This is a genomic window from Treponema bryantii, from assembly GCF_900113965.1.
GTDB lineage: Bacteria > Spirochaetota > Spirochaetia > Treponematales > Treponemataceae > Treponema_D > Treponema_D bryantii_A.
Map to the genome: position 1 here is coordinate 24,261 of NZ_FORI01000007.1, position 16,697 is coordinate 40,957.

Consider the following 16,697-nt stretch of genomic DNA (forward strand, 5'->3'; position numbering starts at 1 on the left):
CCTCCCTCAGGATGCTTTCCTCACAAGGCGTTTTCGCAGTTCACCAAAGGATTTATCATCAATCATTCTTATAGTGTGATTATTCAGATCCTTAAAAAGCAGCCAACCTTTTTTGCCAAGGATTATTACTGGAAGTGTCGGATCATCGCTGGTATTAAGCTCTTCAAGAAAATCAACAATATCCTTACGGCTGGTTCCAGTTACCTGCTTTTCCATCAGCAGCACAACATCAGAAATCACTTCCGAATACTTACTCTTTGCTATCATCTTTTTTATTCCCCCTACCCTTCTTTGGGTCCCTTAAAATTTTCTTTTGCAATTCTTCTTTTGAGATACCAAGTCCCATAAGAAACTGAATATCATTTGCAGGGATTTCAAACTCCTCTGGATTTTTAAGAGCCTCCTTGAAATCCTCATCAGAGAGCAGCTGCTCTGCAGTAAAGCCGCAGCTCATTTCTGCCATCACATACCAGGCAATTTTGGCTGTCACTTCTAAAAGTCGCACCTGAAACTTTTCTGAAATCGACTTTTCAGAATGAAGCTTTGTATAAGCCTGACTCAAAGTCATTTCATTGTTTTCTATTTGCTGCCTCATTTTTTCATCAGCATTCTTTTCTACACTGATGGCCCGTTGAGCCGTCCGTTTTGAAATACCAAGATTCTTAGCAATAAGCTCTGCCTTAGAGCCGGTAGATTTCTGAACAAACTCACACTTTGAAAGAATCGCAATATTCCTTAAAAGCTCATCTCCATCCAGGTTTCGTCTATTTACCTGAAGTCCAAGCACATACTTGTAAGTTTCATCAAAAGACTTAAAGCTATGCTCATAAACCGGCAAAGAAGTAATACCTGCCTTTTTGCTTGCCGTATATCTTGTGTAGCCGTCTATAAGATATTTATGACCATCCTCTGTGAGCCAAATATGAACCGGCTGACTTTCATCAAAGCCGTTTTCCTTCATAGACTTCACAATACGTTCAAGTACACCTGCATCAATTTTGTAGAGCGCCTTAAAATCAGCATGCTCTTCAATATCTTCAATCAGCATCATTCGGCTGAACTTCTTTCTGCCATCTGCTATAGGAACGTCATTTCCTGCAGCAAGCATGTTTAAGGTCTTAATCATCAAAAAATCTCCACAACTTTTTTATCTTCATATATCATGTTGATAAGGTTATTAACGCCTGCAGCAAGGCGCGCGCAGCCTGTATGTGGACTTTTAATACAGCACTTCTCATCAAAATTTGTGTAGCGGTCCACAAAACGGGTATCTGGAAGCGTTACACTAAGAAGGTTATCTATACCCTTGCGATACATTGAAAGCACAAGGTTTTGCAATGAGGTTGGATATTTTGAATACTGGTCACTCCAGTGATTAAAGAGAAAGTAGAGATTTTTTGCCTGATCCGGCATAACAGTCTGCATTTTTGAAAGCAGACAGGCCGACATGTTATAGTTATATTCAGTAAAAGCCACAGGACTCAAAATCAAGTCGGCAGCCATTAAGGCTCCTGCTACTATATTGTCCCAGGTTGGCGAAGTATCTATAAGGATGTCATCGAAGCCCTTTGGAGAACGAAGAATCCTCTTTATCTCTACATTTTCCATGGAACGCTGATCCAAAAGCTTTAAGCTTGAAGGTACAACCCATACATTCTGTTTTCTGCTTGCTACAATGTTTCTGTCATCAATTTTTCCAGTAGAAAATGCGAGCGAAATGTTCTGGCGTTCACAAATCTCACCTATACGTCCAATACCCATTGTGTAATAGACGGTAACGGTGTTGTTTAGATCTGTATCAATTACCAGAACTTTTCGCCCACGAGAAGCAAGATTATTGGCCAGAAGTAGAACTACAGACGACTTCCCCACGCCGCCTTTGATGCTGGAAACTGTAATGACCATTAAAATACTCCTCAGTTCAGGAAATACATTTGCCAGTTGCCTGCCCTATAAGATGTATTAGTAACCAGAACCAGCAACGCTGATTGCCCCCCGGTTACACTTGCGTTAGGCATCTGTGCTTCCGTCACTGTAGAAAAGGATAAGCCAGATTCAAAAAGCGCGAAATATCACGGAAGAACATTATTTGGCAAGTTTTTGGTGAATTTGGGAAAATCAAAAACATTTTGGGAAAATGACCTTTTTTGGCTTTTTTGCTGGTTAAAAATATTTTGTTCCCCTCCCCTACTACATCTACGTATTTACAATGTCTATTTTGCATAGTTTTTGTATTAAATATGTATATTGTTTGCATAGTGTTTGTATTTACTTTGTATATTTTGTCTAGTGTAATTCTATACAATATAAGGAGTTACAAAGGCAAAATTTTAACCCCTCCAGATTGATTTTTTTACGTATAGATGCACGTATAGAAGCTGATTTTTGACGATTACGCGTATTACTTTTTTATATACTTTGTATATACATTATATATATACTTGTTTATATTGTGTATATACACTGTTAATATTTTGTTTATATTTTTGCAATACTTTGTATATTTTGTCTTGCATTTTGCTAATACATCGTCTATAATGTATATATCGTATAAACAAAGTATAGAGGGGAAAACTATGAAAACTTATACATTTGCCATTCAGAAGGGTGGTACTGGCAAAACTTCAGTTTCTGTTTCAGTAGCCGTAGAACTTGCTAAAATCGGACGTACAATCTTAATCGATGCCGACCCTCAGGGGAACACAACAGACTGGATGAATCTTCCAAGTCTTCAGTATGAACTTTCAGACGTGCTTTCAGACAAGTGCACAATCAAAGATGTAATTCAACCAACACAGGTAGAAAACCTCTTCATCATTCCAACAGCAGGAATCGACGGAGGCCTTCGAACATATCAGGAAACTGTAGCTCAGAAGGAGCAGTTCAAACTTGCACAGCTCAAGAACGAACTTGCTAATGTTTTTGACTACTGCATCATCGATACATCTCCGGCCTTCGGAGCTCTCGAAGAAAGCTGCTTTATTGCCAGTGATGAAGTTATCAACGTTCTTAAACTGGACCGCTTCAGCTATGACGGACTTAAAACCTTCAAAGTAAACCTGGATGCTATGAAAAAACGCTATGATAACTGTTATGGAGTTAGCGTAAACGGAAAGCCATTCCTCAACAAATTGATTTTGAACGAAAACAATAATGCCATTGCACAGTGCCGTGACCTGGTAGCCCAGTATAAGGCTCTTGAACCAAGTGGATACAAGGTATTTGTAATTCCAACAGATACAGGCTTCCGTAAAGCTCAGACAACATCTGTTCCAGTTCAGGCAATTGCAGGTGCCAAGAAAGACACTCTGGAATCACTCGAAGAAATTGCACAGGCTTTGAAATAGGCTAGGGGAGGAAGAAAATGCAGAAGGTACAACCAGCAAAAAACTCATTAGACATGGATTTCTTGAACAGCATGAATAAACCTATCGGTGGCACGCCAGTACAGCAGGCAACTCCGGTAAGTACTCCTGTAGCAGCAGTTGAAGAAAAAGAACCAGAAACAATTATAGACCCGATTGAAATGGGATCTGATTTTGATACAGAAATCGACATTGAAGATGATGTTGCAGAAGAAGAGGAAGCTCCAGTTTCTGTTTCAAGACAAATAAAGGCAACACAAATTGTTGTACGTACCACAGAGAAGGAAAGAGAAGCCCTGAAAGCTTACTTTATGAAGCACGGAGTATCTCTTTCAAAGGGCATCAAGATTGCTATAAAGTATCTTGAGCAGCAGGAAAAGAAAGGCCTTGTTCATTTTTCAGATATAGGTCTTTACTAGGAGCAATTAAAAAATGGACGAAAAAGAAACTAACTTACCTGCAACCACAAAGAAAAAAACTCTTAAAAATAACGAAGATGACCGCAAATGGTTCAGTTTTCCAAACAGCCCGGCTTCTAACACAGTTATCAGCGTTGTAAGCCATGTAGGTGACCTTGAAACCTTTGGAAAACGTCTTGAACACAACAGTCATTCAACTCAGATTGATTTTTTTGATCCGCCAGAAGGAAGTAAAAATCTTAGCCAGCGTGTTAAGTATTCAACTGATAACACAGAAACTACAATCCATCTTGATAACATTGACCTTTTCACAAAGGCAAATAAGCCTCTCAAGAAGATTTTAACTTATACTCTGGTTCAGTTGAGTAAGGAAAATGTAACTGAAAACCCGGAAAATGATATAAGCATCAAATTCCCGCTGGAAGACTTTGTTACCCTGGGCTGTTATAAAACAATCAGAACTGCAAGACAGGCTTTTAATCAGGCACAGCATCCTTTAACAAGTATCAAGATTGAAGGTGTAGTAAAAGACAAGAAAGACCAGAAACAAATTACAGATAGCGGTATTGAAGTTCTCTTCCCAGGTGCCCACATCAAAAACGGAATTGTTGAAATATACCTGAACAAGCGTATCAACTGGCAGCTGTTTGCACTTCAGTACTTCTCAATTCTGCCGAAGGAGTATTTCTCACTTTCTGATAATGCTGCTGATACTCTGCTGAATATCGTTATGCTTGCACGAAAGAGACTTAATGATATTGGCAAGAACGGCAGCTTTAACATGAGCTTCAAAACCTTACAGCAGATTCTAGATCTTCCTGATGAAACTATAACAAAGAATCCAGGTCGTGACATAAAAGAACCAATCTTAAATGCAATTGCAGAAATATCTAAAATGCTGAACGGGGATATTGTAGTGGAGCCGATTTACAACGCAAACGGCAACATTATCGAGTTCCTGGAAGATGGCTATGCAAAGGTTTCGCTGTACAATGAGTACCTTGAACACTTTGGAGAACTGGCAAAAACCAAGCGAATAAAGATTGAAGGTGCAATGAAAAAACGTGAGGAAATCGCAGACCGGGCAAAGGTAAAAGCTTTGGCTAATAAGCTAGAAAAAGAATCCAAAAGTAAGAAGTAATATTTTACGTGGATAATAGCTATTTATAGGGAAGAAAAAGTCATATTTTACGTGGGAATTTTACAGAATTTCCTGCAAATTTGACTATTTTTCCCTATTTTTTTACCAAATTTCCTTTCTTTTTGCCCATTTTCTGGGCTTTTTTGCCGGAAATCAGATTTTATAGGTTAAAAAGTCATATTTTACGTGGGAGATTTTCAGCTTTTTGAGTAGGAATAATTTACGTGGAGACGACTTATTTCTTTATATTAAATAGAGTTAGACAGTTATTCATAATTTTAAAAAAGTCATATTTTACGTGGGAAAAATCATCAAATTTTCATTGGAAATAGTCGATTTTGGCAGCTACGGAAGCGAAGTTTTCTCACTTGTTAACAAATTCAGACACAAGGTCGACAGAATTATAATTTTATGTCATTTTCCAGTCAAAAAAGTCATATTTCACGTGGGAAAATAGCAAAATTTTGCCTGCTTTTAGTTCATTTTTCTTACTATTATGGCAAAATAAGCAGATTTTTAGTAAAATTAGAAGCAGCTAACAGAAAAAATCAGCTCAAAAAAGGCAAGAATCATGAAAAATAAGCTCAAAATTCGTCTTAAAGTGTCTAAATTTTGTCATATTTTACGTGGAAAAAAAGGGCCTAAAGTCATAAATGACGTGGAAGAAGGTTTATTTAACGTGGAATTTGGACTATTTTGAGTGGAATTTGTCATATTTTACGTGGAAGCTAATCCCTGCTAAATGCTTATATAATTAAGAATTAGCCCATGCTCCAAATTCCTAAGAGCTTATTATATAGCTTTTAAAGAGCTATATTAAATTCGGAGGGTGACGTATTGCAAATACGTCTAACCCGATTTATCTTAGAGTTAAGAAAAAATTAGTTCAAATGGAATCAGGGTGGGGACCAGATGAATCCAGAAGAAGCTAAGGAATATGCTAAGACAAATCTCGAGGCATATCTTAACTCAAAAGGTATCAACACATCAAGCAATTTCTCATGTTTAAATCCGGCACACGAAGATAAGCATCCAAGTATGTCTTTTGATTCAAGACGTAACAGGTGTCATTGTTTTTCTTGTGGAGTGGATTATGACATTTTTGATGTTGTGGCTATTGATACAGGATTATCAGGCAAGGAGCTTTTTAATCATGTATATGGCCTTTATAACATCAGTGTTGATTATGATAATTCAAAAAGTCAAACTTCTTCAAAATCCATTCCTCAGTCAGAATCAAAAACTAATGTAAATATACAAAAAGGGACACAACAAGAATTGCCACGAGAATCTCTTACAGAGTTTTTCGCTAAGTGTCATTCTGCAGTTGAAAAAACTGATTACTGGAAAAAGCGAGGACTTTCAAAAGCCATTGTAGATGCCTACAACCTTGGTTACTGGGAAGAAAAACGCCGCTTTGTAATTCCAACAGGAGAATTCAGCTACAATGCACGAGCAACGTGGGAAGCCGACAAAAAAGAGCGTTACTTAAAACCTAAAGGACATTTTGAGCTCTTTAACTTAAAAGCTATTCCGCTTGCAGAGCAGCCGGTTTTTGTTGTGGAAGGTGAGTTTGATGCTTTGAGCATCATTGAAGCAGGAGGAATTGCTGTAGCCTTGGGCTCTAGCAGTAACTTACGCTTTATTGAGTTCTTAAAATCAAACAGGCCCAAATATCCGCTGATCCTGGCATTGGATAATGACGAAGCGGGTAGGGCAGGGGAAGCAAAGCTTTCTGAAGAATTAACAAAGATTCAGGTGGAGTTTGTAGATGCAGACATCACTTTAGGTTTCAAGGATGCCAATGAAGCCTTGGTTGGAGACAGAGAAACCTTTATTCAGACAGTTTTGAATGCTCGTAACAATGTGCTTGCTTTGCTGGAGGAAAAACGGCAAAAGGAGGAAGCGGCTTATTATCAGACCTCTGCAGTAAACGGACTTACCGAGTTTATTGCGGACATTGAAAGGCGGCACAACAAGGATTGTGTTTCAACAGGTTTTCAAAATCTGGATGATATTCTGGACGGAGGCTTTTATCCGGGTCTTTATATCATTGGTGCAATTTCCAGCCTTGGTAAAACAACCTTTGCCTTGCAGGTAGCAGATAATGCAGCAAAGAAAGGGCAGGATGTTCTTGTTTTCAGTCTGGAGATGGGAAAACAGGAGCTTATAGCAAAATCAATCAGCCGACTATCCTTCCAAAAATGCAGAAGCTGGGGTAGTGAACTGGATTATGCAACAACAACTAGAAATCTGCTTAACGGAAAATCCCTAAATTCAAAAGAGCGGGTAGATTTTCTGAATGAGTGCATCAAAAGCTATGCTGATTATGCAGGCCGGATTTTCTATCACATAGGTATTGGTGATATTGGCGTTGAAAAGATCAAAGCCGTAATTGCTCGGCATATCAGGATTACCGGACGTAAACCTCTTGTAATTATTGATTATCTGCAAATTATAGCCCCTTTTGATATGCGGGCTACAGACAAGCAGAACACAGACAAGGCTGTAGTTGAACTAAAACGTGCTAGTCGCGATTACGATGTTCCGATTTTTGCAATTTCAAGCTTTAACCGTGAAAACTACACAAGCCCGGTAAACATTGCAAGCTTTAAAGAATCGGGAGCCATTGAATATACCAGTGATGTCTTGATGGCTCTACAGTTTAAGGGCATGGATTACCTCAAAAAGGATGATGACAAATATGAGGACGAAAAATCTCGTACAGCCCGAATTATTCAGCTGCGAAATGAGCAGGAAAAGAATGCCGAGATTCCAGGAAAGGCACAGCAGCTTCAGCTAAAAATCCTCAAAAACCGCAACGGTCGAAAGGGTGGGGTAGACCTCGACTTCCATCCAATGTTCAACTGCTTTGAGGTTCCAAAACAAAAAATCGAAAATGGAGGATGGACATTAAGGTCTAAAAAGTAGGAAAAATTGGGAAGGGAAGAAAAAACTAAAACAATCGTAATTCTATTTTTACTCAGTTTAATTTTTGCAGGCTGTAAATCTGCATCATTCAATTCAAGCGAAAAAATCTTAGAACTCAGGGGAAATCCAACCACAGGCTACACCTGGATTTACACAATTGGTGATGAGTCAATAATTCGGGTGGATGAAGATATTCAGTATCTGGGAAAAGAGGGAATGGTTGGAGCTCCAAGTCTTTTTACATACACAGTTCGTTCACTAAAACAGGGAAATACAAATTTAAAATTCGAGTACAAACGTCCCTGGGAAGATAAAAAGGCAGAGGAAGTTCGCTTTTTTGAAGTGACAGTAAAAGAAAACGGAAAAATCACCATGACAGAAAAGAAGCCGGAGGAAGAAAAATTGACTTACAAATCGGTTTCAATGGCAGAAGGAATAAAGCTGATGTCAAAAGATTCTGGTTTTATCCTTCTGGATGTAAGACGGCCGGAGGAATTTGCAGCTGGTCATATTCCGGGAGCTGTCCAGCTTACAAATGAAAGCATGACAAAAGAGAATACAGTAAGACCATAGGGTGCGTTACGGGGGATTCCCCGTTAGAAGCTGTACAGATGAAAGAAAAACATGCATATTTTAGTGATAAAAGTATTGGAAAAAACTGCATATTTATGATATTTTTATATTGTAAAAAAGTGATTGTTTGAGAGTGAAAAAGCTGCAGGAGTTTTTATGTTTCAAAGAAAAGCGTTCAGGGATCTTTTAGAATGGAAAGAAAAATATTCAAAAAAATATGCTGCAATGCTTGAAGGTGCCCGACGTGTAGGAAAATCAACAATTGCGGAAGAATTTGCCAGGACAAATTTTAAGACATATATAAAAATTGATTTTGCAAATATTGATAAAGAGCTTCTCGAGGTTTTTGATGTAATTACAAATCTCGATTTATTTTTTTTAAGGCTCCAGACGGTTACTGGAGTTACACTTTATGAAAATGAATCTGTAATTATCTTTGATGAAATACAGCGACAGCCTTTTGTTAGACAGGCAATAAAATATCTTGTTGCAGACGGTCGATATTGTTATATCGAAACAGGATCTTTAATTAGTATAAAACAGAATGTAAAAAATATTGTGATTCCATCTGAAGAACATTTTATTCAAATCTATCCAATGGATTATGAAGAATTTCTTCTTGCTACCGGAAATACAACATATAATTTGTTGAGGGAATTATATAAAACGGGAAAACCTGTAGGTGCAGGAGTAAATAGGAAGCTCATGAGAGATTTCCGTATTTATATGGCAGTAGGAGGAATGCCTCAGGCAGTAGATGCTTATGTAAAGGGGGCAAATTTTGAAGAAATTGACCAAGTCAAAAGAGGAATTCTTAAGTTGTATGAGGAAGATTTCTATAAGATTGATAAATCCGGACGCCTTTCAAAAATGTATAATTCAATACCTACTCAGCTAGCGTTGAATAAAAAAAGATATGTAATTTCAAGTGCTACAGGCAAGCGCACAACAGAAAAAGATAAGTCGATATTATCCGAACTGATTGATTCAAAAACAGTTCTTGTTTCTTATAATACAACAGATCCTAGTGTATCTCTTTCTGCTACTGCAACAGATGAATCCTATAAAATGTATATTACAGACACAGGACTTTTTACAACCTTACTTTTTAATTCAGCTGATAAACTCCATACAAAGATTTATGCAAAGTTGTTGAGTGATAAGCTCGAAGCAAATCTTGGTTATCTTTATGAAAATGCTGCTGCACAAGTAATTGCAGCAAGTGGAAACAAGCTTTTTTATCATACCTGGAAAAAGAAGGATGATGTTCATGATTATGAAATTGATTTTCTTATTGCATCCAACGCAAAGCTTGTACCAATAGAGATTAAATCTTCAGCTGTAAATACACATAAGTCTATCACAGAATTTTATACGAAATATCCAAGTAAGGTTTACAGGCAATATCTGTTTTCACAAAAAGACGTAGATCATAAAGAGCAGTTGATGTTCAAGCCAGTTTATATGCTTCCTTTTGTTTTAGAGGATTTGTAGGGGAAAATAAATATGCCATTTAGAATTGAGCGAAATGACATTACAAAGGTTCACACAGAAGCGATAGTAAATACCGCAAATCCTCTGCCGAAATATGGAACGGGAACAGATACGGCTGTTTATGAAGCTGCAGGAATGGCACAGCTCCTGGCAGAAAGAAAGAAGATTGGAATAATAGAGCGGGGACAGTCAGCATATACGCCGGCCTTCAATCTTCAGAATACAAATGGCATTCGTTATATCATTCATACTGTGGGCACCAAATGGAAAGATGGGCAGCATGGTGAAATTGAAATTATGAGAAACTGCTACCGCAATTCACTTCAAATAGCTAAAGACTTGAATTGCAAAAGTCTTTCCGTTCCACTTCTTGCTACTGGAAACTATGGCTTTCCAAAGGAAACAGCGCTCAATATAGCACTAGATGAAATCAGTAAATTTCTTTTTGAAAATGAAATGGATATTGTTCTTATTGTGTATGACAAAGAATCCTTTCAGGTTTCTAGTAAAATTTTTGATGGAGTTCAGAGTTTTATAAATGATGGGCCAGAAATCACTCCGATTCAAAGCATTTCAATTGACGATTTTGTTTCGCAGAATAAAGGTGGTCTAAATTTTCAGGAGCTTTTAAGAAAGCATATTATAGATAAGGGACTCGATAATCCCACAGTTTACAAGCGTTCAATTATTATAGATAAAAAGTTGTTTTCGAAAATCATTAATGGACACATTCCAAATAAGCATTCTGTAATGGCTCTAGGGTTAGCACTAGAGCTGGATTTACAGGAATATGAAACCTTTCTTGCTACGGCTAATTTTGCCTTAAATCCTTCGGATATGTTTGATACTGTTGTGAAGTATTGCGTGACACAGAAAATCTATGATGTTATGCAGGTTGATTCTTTATTATTCCAAATGGATTTACCTTGTTTTAACGACTAAACTCGAAAAATTTGCAAAAAAATCAAAGAGTCGCCAAACGTGCGACCCGCGGATATGAGATTCAAGCTATAGTTACCTCATAGAACAGAGCACAAAAGAGGCTCAGCAGGAGGTTTACATGTACGGAGCAATTTTAGGCGACATAATTGGTCAGCCATATGAGTTTGATAGGGGAAACAAAACAAAGGAGTTTCCACTTTTTTGTAAGAATCCACGTTTTACAGATGATTCGGTAATGACAATAGCAATCTGCGATGGAATCTTAAAGGCAGGACTTGATGCAGATGAAAACACTATGAAAACAGCCATGATTACCAGCATGCAGCTTTGGGGACACAAATATCCTCATGCAGGCTACGGAGGTAGATTTTATCGCTGGCTTGCGATGGAAGAAACCAAACCTTATAACAGCTGGGGCAATGGTTCTGCAATGAGAGTGAGTTCTGTAGGCTGGTTGTTTGAGACACTGGAACGTACACGCAAAGTAGCTCGCTGGTCGGCAGAAGTAACTCATAATCATCCAGAAGGAATAAAGGGAGCAGAAGCAACAGCCTCAGTAATCTGGTTGGCACGAAATGGTAAGTTCAAGTCAGAAATCAAAGAATACATTACAAAAGAGTTTGGTTACGATTTAAGCCGTACTTGTGATGAAATCCGCCCGAACTATCATCATGTTGAAAGCTGCCAGGAAACTATTCCAGAAGCAATTACAGCCTTTTTGGAAGGTAACAGCTTTGAGGATGTAATCAGAACTGCTGTAAGTCTCGGCGGTGACTGTGACACTCTTACCGACATTGCAACAGGAATGGCAGAGGCATTTTATGGATTACCAGAACAGTTTAAGGTCTGGGCAATAGAGCTCACTAAATCCGACATGCATGAAGTTATGAAGGAGTTTGATAAGCATCAGATTCCGGTAAAAAGGATAGAGGTATGATAGTAGGTTTCTTTGGTGGAAAGTTTATTCCGTTTCATAAAGGGCATCTATATTGCGTAGACTTTGCTTCGAAGATTTGCGACAAGGTTTATGTAATTCTCTTTGATACACCTGAAAGTCGTTATCTGGAACATGGTACAAAAATAGATCCTCTTCTAACGACGGAAGCTAGATGCCAACAGATTAAGAAGGCGATTTCAAAATATCCTAATGTTGAATTCCGTTTTATAAATACAGATGAGTGTATGAATGAAGATGGAAGTGAAGATTGGGATAAAGAAACGCCTTTAGTAATAAAGGAAATAGGGAATGATTTTAAGTATGTGTTTAGTTCAGAGCCTTCTTATGATGCATATTTCAAAAGAGCTTATCCCTGGGCAAAACATATAATTATTGATGAAAAGAGAATACATGTTCCGATAAGCGGAACAGAAGTTAGAACAATGACAATGGAGGAAGCAATAAAATGGCTGGCATAGGAGAAGTTAGAGCTTCAATAAAAGATCTGAAAAGGTATGAATGGATTATGGCTGCAATTATGATTGGAATTGCAGGTCTGGCAGTTTACAAGGGATTTACAGATCCAAACAGTAAGAATCCGGGCTGGCTTACAATCGTAAACTTTATCTCAGCGATTTGTGGAGTATTCTGTGTGTTTCTTACGGCAAAAGCATCTGTTAGTAATTTCTGGTTTGCAACAGTGAATACGACTGTTTATATCATCTATCTGGGTTACTGGCACATCTGGGGAACCTTTGCACTGGAACTGATTGTGTACTTTCCAATTAATTTCATTTCTTGGTTTATATGGAGTAAGCATAGAGATGAACAGAAAGAGCACCTTACAAAATCAAAACGACTAACTTGGTATGTAGACCTGATTGTAGCCGCAGGAGTTGTAGCCTTTGCAGTAGTAGCTCATGCAGTTTTGGTAAAGCTTCATGGAACTGTGCCTTGGCTCGATGCCTTTACTCTAGCAATTGGAATCGTAGCAGTAGTCCTTGAAATGTTCCGTTACCGAGAGCAGTATGTTCTCTGGATTATTACAGATGTAATTGCAGTTGCCATGTACATTCAGCATTTTGATGCTGTGTACCTTACAAAGAAATCAATCTATTTGATTGTTGCCGTTATTGGACTTATAAATTGGATTAAGTTGAATAGGACAAGAAATGTGGAAAACAAGTAAGGGAATAAATATGAAAGGATTTATTAATTATAGAGAAATTAACAGGAATGTAATGGATGACACAATGAAAATGTGTGATCATAATAAATCATTAAAGGATTCCATTGCTAATTCTATTAAAAATGAATATGTGGTTTATCAGTCGGAAGCTTTTGATGCTGGAGATATAAAAGCAAATCCAGAAATGAAAATAATTGTTTCTAAAAAGCGAACTTTTGAAGCCGCAGAAAAATATGCGGGAAAGAAAGTTTGTTGTCTGGACTTTGCAAATAATCACAGTATGGGTGGAGCTCCCTGGTCAGCAGGGGCTCAGGAAGAATCAATCTGCAGGATTTCAACTTTGTATCCATGTCTTAAAGCCCAATCAAAAGCATTCTATGAAAAGCATATCCTGGAATATGAAAATGGCGAAATAAATGATATGGGAAGTGATGATCTGATTTATATTCCGGGTGTTACTGTATTCAAAACAGATGAATCAATTCCAAAACTGAAGGAAGAAGATACATGGTTTAATACAGACGTAATTGTTTGTGCAGCCCCAGTGTTGGACTTTCATTATGATGAGAATAGGTATCGCCATATTATGACCGAAAGAATCAAAAGGATTTTAGATGTAGCTGCAAAGGAAAAGGTGGAAGTGTTGATTCTAGGAGCCTTTGGTTGCGGAGCCTTCTGTAATCCACCGGAAATTGTTTCTGACATTTTTGCTTCATTAATCCGTAACTATAATTTTGAAACTGTAGAATTTGCGGTTTATTGCAGAAGTGATACAAAAAATTTTGATGTTTTTGAATCGAATTTTGTTGAATAGTATAGACAAAAATGGCAGGTAATATATATGAACTTTAATTTAGAAAGATTCAAGAAGGCACAGGCGAAAGATTATTTACAGGCTTTGGAAGAAATGAAAAATGGCCACAAAGTAAGTCACTGGATGTGGTATATATTTCCTCAACTAAAAGGGCTAGGATACAGTTCGATATCTCAGTTTTATGGAATTGATGGAAGGGCAGAAGCAAAGGCATATATTGAAGATGAAATCTTAAAGAAAAGGTTAATAGAAATATCTGAAACACTTCTGGGGTTAAAAAGTTCTAATGCAACAGATGTGATGGGTTATCCTGATGATCTAAAATTAAAATCTTGTATGACTCTTTTTTCAGAAGTTGCACCTGGAATAGATTGTTTTACAAAAGTTCTAGAAAAGTTCTTTGGAGGGGAAAAAGACAAAAAGACTCTGGAGATTTTGAATAACTAAACAGAGCCGGCAGGAATACATTCAGAATAACCCAAATAAAAAAATAGCAAAAAAAGAGTAAAATTCGCATAACATAGAAATCACAATGCCGTTAAATGGCACCCTTGCGTTTTATAATGTAAATCAGAAAGCTGAAAAAGGGGGCTGTTTATGAAAAGAATGGATGATGTTATGGATACTTCAAATGTATATTCCTATGGAATTGATTTGAGTAAGCTTAAGCTGGATTTGCCAAAGTCACAGAAAAAGCACAAGGCACCTGCCAAGCGCTATGTATGCATCGACCTAGAAATGACAGAATTTACGGCATCTCAGAGAAGCTGCGTTCCGGGAGCAAATGGCGAAGTAATTCAGTTTGGGGCAGTATTGCTGGACGAAAACTATAATCTGCTCAGCGAGTTCTCTTCTTATGTAAAGCCTGCTTACAGTTCAGTTACCCCGTGGATTAATCAGCTTACAGGTATTTCAAATCAGAAGCTTGAAAAGGCAGATGACTTTATAACTGTTTTCGATAAGTTCTGTTACTGGCGTGGTGAAGGGGATATCACAACCTTCTGCTGGAGCAAGTCTGATTTTAATCAGCTTTGGAGCGAGCTTGAGGCAAAGGGCAAGCATCGTTATGACCTTTTTGCAACCTTGCAGGATTTTGTAGATTTGCAGGATATCTTTGGAAAGCTTATTTCATCAAAGACATCAGTTGGTCTGGAATCTGCAATGAGACTTCTTCAAATGGAGTACAAAGGCCAGGTTCACACAGCCTTGAGCGATTCTTACAACACTGCCCGCATTCTTCATAAGCTTTTCTGCACAGAAAGCCTCGAAGTTAATTTTGAATACATCAATCCATCAAAAGAACCCCCAGTAAATCAGAAGGGAGAGGAAGAATACAACTGTTCATTGGCAAGCTTCCTTTCTCCAGAGCTTTTGTCACAGTTTGGTTATACAGGAGCCTCACAGGAAGAAGAAGCAGAAGAAAAATCCATTGATAATATTGCTGAAGATTTGCAGCTTTTGGAAGCATCCCCGCTTGCCGGCCTTATTAATAATGAAGAAATTGCTAACCTTTGTACAAAATACAATATCGAGGTTCAGAGCTGGCTTAGGCTGGCAACTGAAGTTATGAATACTCAGGAAATGCAGGTTGCATAAGGGGGTAGGATATGTTTTTGGCACTCGGAATAATCATTTTTATTATTGGTTGCTGTATGTCCTCTTACGAAGATAATACCTACAATGCTCAGCGACGTGAAGAACAGAGACACCGAGAACTGATGCGAGCGTTAGAAGAATGCCGTAATTCACCACCAGCTCCACGACGAAAAAAACAGGTCCGAAGACGATTTGCTCAGGATAAAAACGGAAATATTCTTGGAGAAGAAATCACAGAAGAAGAATTGGAGGACTGATATGGGAGTTTTCATTCTTTTAGTATTATTCGTTGGTATTGTTGTGATTCTCGGTTAATCAAGTAGCAGCGGAAAAAGTAGTTATCATAGCGGTTATGCCCGGGCATATGATTACGAAGACTCTGATGAATATTCCGATTCCGAAATTAGAGCTGCACGAGGGGAGAGGGATTATTTTTCTGATGATCCTTCCGATGATTATAATTCCTATTATGCCCAGGTTGCAGATGATGCAATGATGGGAGATCAAGATGCCATAGAAGAAATGCGTGGCGAATTTGGTGAGGGGGAGTGGTGATATGAAAACAAAACCAGAGTTTAGAAAGGTTGCTTTAGCTTTTGCAAAGAAAAACGGCTTTGATACCGTTCATTTTTATGGAATGCTTGGGAAAGTTGATGGACCGGGTGCTGATATAGAAGTATACACAGGAGGCTATAAGACTCCATGCGTAGTAGGACTTCCACAGGTAATACTAACAGATGGAAAAACTGCAAAGTTTCATAGTTTAGACGAACCTTTTAAAATACTAGATGCTTGTATTAAGCTACCAAAGGTTGTTTTTGAATATGACTGTATGTGCTGGTTTGGAAACAGTTACAACCTCAAGCTTTTAGAGGATGGCAGATTAGTTCGTCTTGCCTATGGTTACTCCAAGCTGGGGCCAGAAGAACGCATCTCTGAGGATAAAGAATTTATTCTCTTAAATAGTCCAGAACTTGTAAAAGAAATAAAAAAACTTATTAAGGAAAATAAGGAAGAATTAAAGAAGCTTCCAAGAAAAATATCAAATTATAATATCATGGATGGTGCCGGCGAAACCTTTATATTTGGAAGGATGAAGTTTGCTGGTACAAATATTCTTACCGAATCAATGGAAGGCTACCAAGAGGAACTAAAAAGGCATAATGCAGTTGCACAGGGCTGGGAAGAAGAGCTTTTACAGTTCCAGAGACTTTTCAAAATGTTCCAAGACAAGTTCCATGAGTATTTTGAATATTCACTTTTCAATGGGGAAAATAGAGAAGAATAGGAGGAATA

At 37.9% G+C, this 16,697-nt stretch carries 18 protein-coding genes; 15 read left to right on the top strand and 3 right to left on the bottom strand.

Annotated elements, in window-relative coordinates; all coding sequences use genetic code 11:
* Positions 1–6: 6 nt before the first annotated feature.
* From BM161_RS09550 to BM161_RS09560, 3 genes are read right to left on the bottom strand one after another with little or no spacing between them, the layout of a single operon-like run.
* The gene (locus BM161_RS09550) at positions 7–267 is read right to left on the bottom strand and encodes a hypothetical protein (RefSeq protein WP_074932197.1); all 261 of its coding nucleotides are present in this window, start codon (positions 265–267) and stop codon (positions 7–9) included.
* Complete coding sequence (locus tag BM161_RS09555; RefSeq protein WP_074932199.1) at positions 251–1,126, bottom strand: ParB/RepB/Spo0J family partition protein; 876 nt, start codon at positions 1,124–1,126, stop codon at positions 251–253. The genes BM161_RS09550 and BM161_RS09555 overlap by 17 nt, the downstream gene beginning before the upstream one ends.
* On the bottom strand, positions 1,126–1,905 hold the full coding sequence (locus BM161_RS09560; protein ID WP_074932201.1) for a ParA family protein: 780 nt from the start codon (positions 1,903–1,905) through the stop codon (positions 1,126–1,128). Before BM161_RS09560 ends, BM161_RS09555 begins: the two co-directional genes overlap by 1 nt.
* A gap of 671 nt (positions 1,906–2,576) precedes the next feature.
* Here BM161_RS09560 and BM161_RS09570 point away from each other — a divergent pair.
* From BM161_RS09570 to BM161_RS09640, 15 genes are all read left to right on the top strand, one after another.
* On the top strand, positions 2,577–3,347 hold the full coding sequence (locus BM161_RS09570) for a ParA family protein (RefSeq protein WP_074932205.1): 771 nt from the start codon (positions 2,577–2,579) through the stop codon (positions 3,345–3,347).
* 17 nt (positions 3,348–3,364) lie between these two features.
* A complete protein-coding gene (locus tag BM161_RS09575; protein WP_074932207.1) occupies positions 3,365–3,784 on the top strand; it encodes a hypothetical protein in 420 nt (139 codons plus the stop codon).
* Between the two features lie 13 nt (positions 3,785–3,797).
* Positions 3,798–4,925, top strand: a complete 1,128-nt coding sequence (locus BM161_RS09580) for a hypothetical protein (protein WP_074932209.1) — start codon at positions 3,798–3,800, stop codon at positions 4,923–4,925.
* 912 nt (positions 4,926–5,837) lie between these two features.
* Complete coding sequence (locus BM161_RS09585) at positions 5,838–7,856, top strand: DnaB-like helicase C-terminal domain-containing protein (RefSeq protein WP_074932211.1); 2,019 nt, start codon at positions 5,838–5,840, stop codon at positions 7,854–7,856.
* Positions 7,857–7,862: 6 nt separating this feature from the next.
* The gene (locus tag BM161_RS09590; protein WP_074932214.1) at positions 7,863–8,429 is read left to right on the top strand and encodes a protease inhibitor I42 family protein; all 567 of its coding nucleotides are present in this window, start codon (positions 7,863–7,865) and stop codon (positions 8,427–8,429) included.
* A gap of 156 nt (positions 8,430–8,585) precedes the next feature.
* Positions 8,586–9,923 carry an ATP-binding protein gene (locus tag BM161_RS09595; RefSeq protein WP_074932216.1) on the top strand — a complete coding sequence of 446 codons (1,338 nt, stop codon included), beginning with the start codon at positions 8,586–8,588 and terminating at the stop codon, positions 9,921–9,923.
* A gap of 12 nt (positions 9,924–9,935) precedes the next feature.
* A complete protein-coding gene (locus tag BM161_RS09600; RefSeq protein ID WP_074932218.1) occupies positions 9,936–10,865 on the top strand; it encodes a macro domain-containing protein in 930 nt (309 codons plus the stop codon).
* A gap of 118 nt (positions 10,866–10,983) precedes the next feature.
* Positions 10,984–11,802 (top strand): ADP-ribosylglycohydrolase family protein, encoded by an 819-nt coding sequence (locus tag BM161_RS09605; RefSeq protein ID WP_074932221.1) that lies wholly within the window; start codon positions 10,984–10,986, stop codon positions 11,800–11,802.
* Positions 11,799–12,281, top strand: a complete 483-nt coding sequence (locus BM161_RS09610) for an adenylyltransferase/cytidyltransferase family protein (RefSeq protein ID WP_074932223.1) — start codon at positions 11,799–11,801, stop codon at positions 12,279–12,281. The genes BM161_RS09605 and BM161_RS09610 overlap by 4 nt, the downstream gene beginning before the upstream one ends.
* Positions 12,269–12,991: a nicotinamide riboside transporter PnuC gene (pnuC, locus tag BM161_RS09615; RefSeq protein WP_074932226.1), complete on the top strand. Its 723-nt coding sequence runs from the start codon at positions 12,269–12,271 to the stop codon at positions 12,989–12,991. Before BM161_RS09610 ends, pnuC begins: the two co-directional genes overlap by 13 nt.
* Positions 12,992–13,001: 10 nt before the next feature.
* Complete coding sequence (locus BM161_RS09620) at positions 13,002–13,805, top strand: TIGR02452 family protein (protein ID WP_074932532.1); 804 nt, start codon at positions 13,002–13,004, stop codon at positions 13,803–13,805.
* 27 nt (positions 13,806–13,832) lie between these two features.
* Entirely contained in the window at positions 13,833–14,252 is a 420-nt protein-coding gene (locus BM161_RS09625) for a DUF1810 domain-containing protein (RefSeq protein WP_074932228.1), read from the top strand.
* Between the two features lie 150 nt (positions 14,253–14,402).
* Entirely contained in the window at positions 14,403–15,401 is a 999-nt protein-coding gene (locus tag BM161_RS09630) for a 3'-5' exonuclease (RefSeq protein ID WP_074932230.1), read from the top strand.
* A gap of 11 nt (positions 15,402–15,412) precedes the next feature.
* Positions 15,413–15,658: a hypothetical protein gene (locus BM161_RS09635; RefSeq protein ID WP_074932232.1), complete on the top strand. Its 246-nt coding sequence runs from the start codon at positions 15,413–15,415 to the stop codon at positions 15,656–15,658.
* A 299-nt stretch (positions 15,659–15,957) separates the two neighbouring features.
* A complete protein-coding gene (locus tag BM161_RS09640; RefSeq protein WP_074932234.1) occupies positions 15,958–16,689 on the top strand; it encodes a hypothetical protein in 732 nt (243 codons plus the stop codon).
* Positions 16,690–16,697: the final 8 nt, after the last annotated feature.

Bases quoted from the DNA above. Each gene is read 5' to 3' on its own strand.
- BM161_RS09550 (WP_074932197.1), bottom strand. From the start codon at position 267: ATGATAGCAAAGAGTAAGTATTCGGAAGTGATTTCTGATGTTGTGCTG.
- BM161_RS09555 (WP_074932199.1), bottom strand. From the start codon at position 1,126: ATGATTAAGACCTTAAACATGCTTGCTGCAGGAAATGACGTTCCTATA.
- BM161_RS09560 (WP_074932201.1), bottom strand. From the start codon at position 1,905: ATGGTCATTACAGTTTCCAGCATCAAAGGCGGCGTGGGGAAGTCGTCT.
- BM161_RS09570 (WP_074932205.1), top strand. From the start codon at position 2,577: ATGAAAACTTATACATTTGCCATTCAGAAGGGTGGTACTGGCAAAACT.
- BM161_RS09575 (WP_074932207.1), top strand. From the start codon at position 3,365: ATGCAGAAGGTACAACCAGCAAAAAACTCATTAGACATGGATTTCTTG.
- BM161_RS09580 (WP_074932209.1), top strand. From the start codon at position 3,798: ATGGACGAAAAAGAAACTAACTTACCTGCAACCACAAAGAAAAAAACT.
- BM161_RS09585 (WP_074932211.1), top strand. From the start codon at position 5,838: ATGAATCCAGAAGAAGCTAAGGAATATGCTAAGACAAATCTCGAGGCA.
- BM161_RS09595 (WP_074932216.1), top strand. From the start codon at position 8,586: ATGTTTCAAAGAAAAGCGTTCAGGGATCTTTTAGAATGGAAAGAAAAA.
- BM161_RS09600 (WP_074932218.1), top strand. From the start codon at position 9,936: ATGCCATTTAGAATTGAGCGAAATGACATTACAAAGGTTCACACAGAA.
- BM161_RS09605 (WP_074932221.1), top strand. From the start codon at position 10,984: ATGTACGGAGCAATTTTAGGCGACATAATTGGTCAGCCATATGAGTTT.
- BM161_RS09610 (WP_074932223.1), top strand. From the start codon at position 11,799: ATGATAGTAGGTTTCTTTGGTGGAAAGTTTATTCCGTTTCATAAAGGG.
- pnuC (WP_074932226.1), top strand. From the start codon at position 12,269: ATGGCTGGCATAGGAGAAGTTAGAGCTTCAATAAAAGATCTGAAAAGG.
- BM161_RS09620 (WP_074932532.1), top strand. From the start codon at position 13,002: ATGAAAGGATTTATTAATTATAGAGAAATTAACAGGAATGTAATGGAT.
- BM161_RS09625 (WP_074932228.1), top strand. From the start codon at position 13,833: ATGAACTTTAATTTAGAAAGATTCAAGAAGGCACAGGCGAAAGATTAT.
- BM161_RS09630 (WP_074932230.1), top strand. From the start codon at position 14,403: ATGAAAAGAATGGATGATGTTATGGATACTTCAAATGTATATTCCTAT.
- BM161_RS09635 (WP_074932232.1), top strand. From the start codon at position 15,413: ATGTTTTTGGCACTCGGAATAATCATTTTTATTATTGGTTGCTGTATG.
- BM161_RS09640 (WP_074932234.1), top strand. From the start codon at position 15,958: ATGAAAACAAAACCAGAGTTTAGAAAGGTTGCTTTAGCTTTTGCAAAG.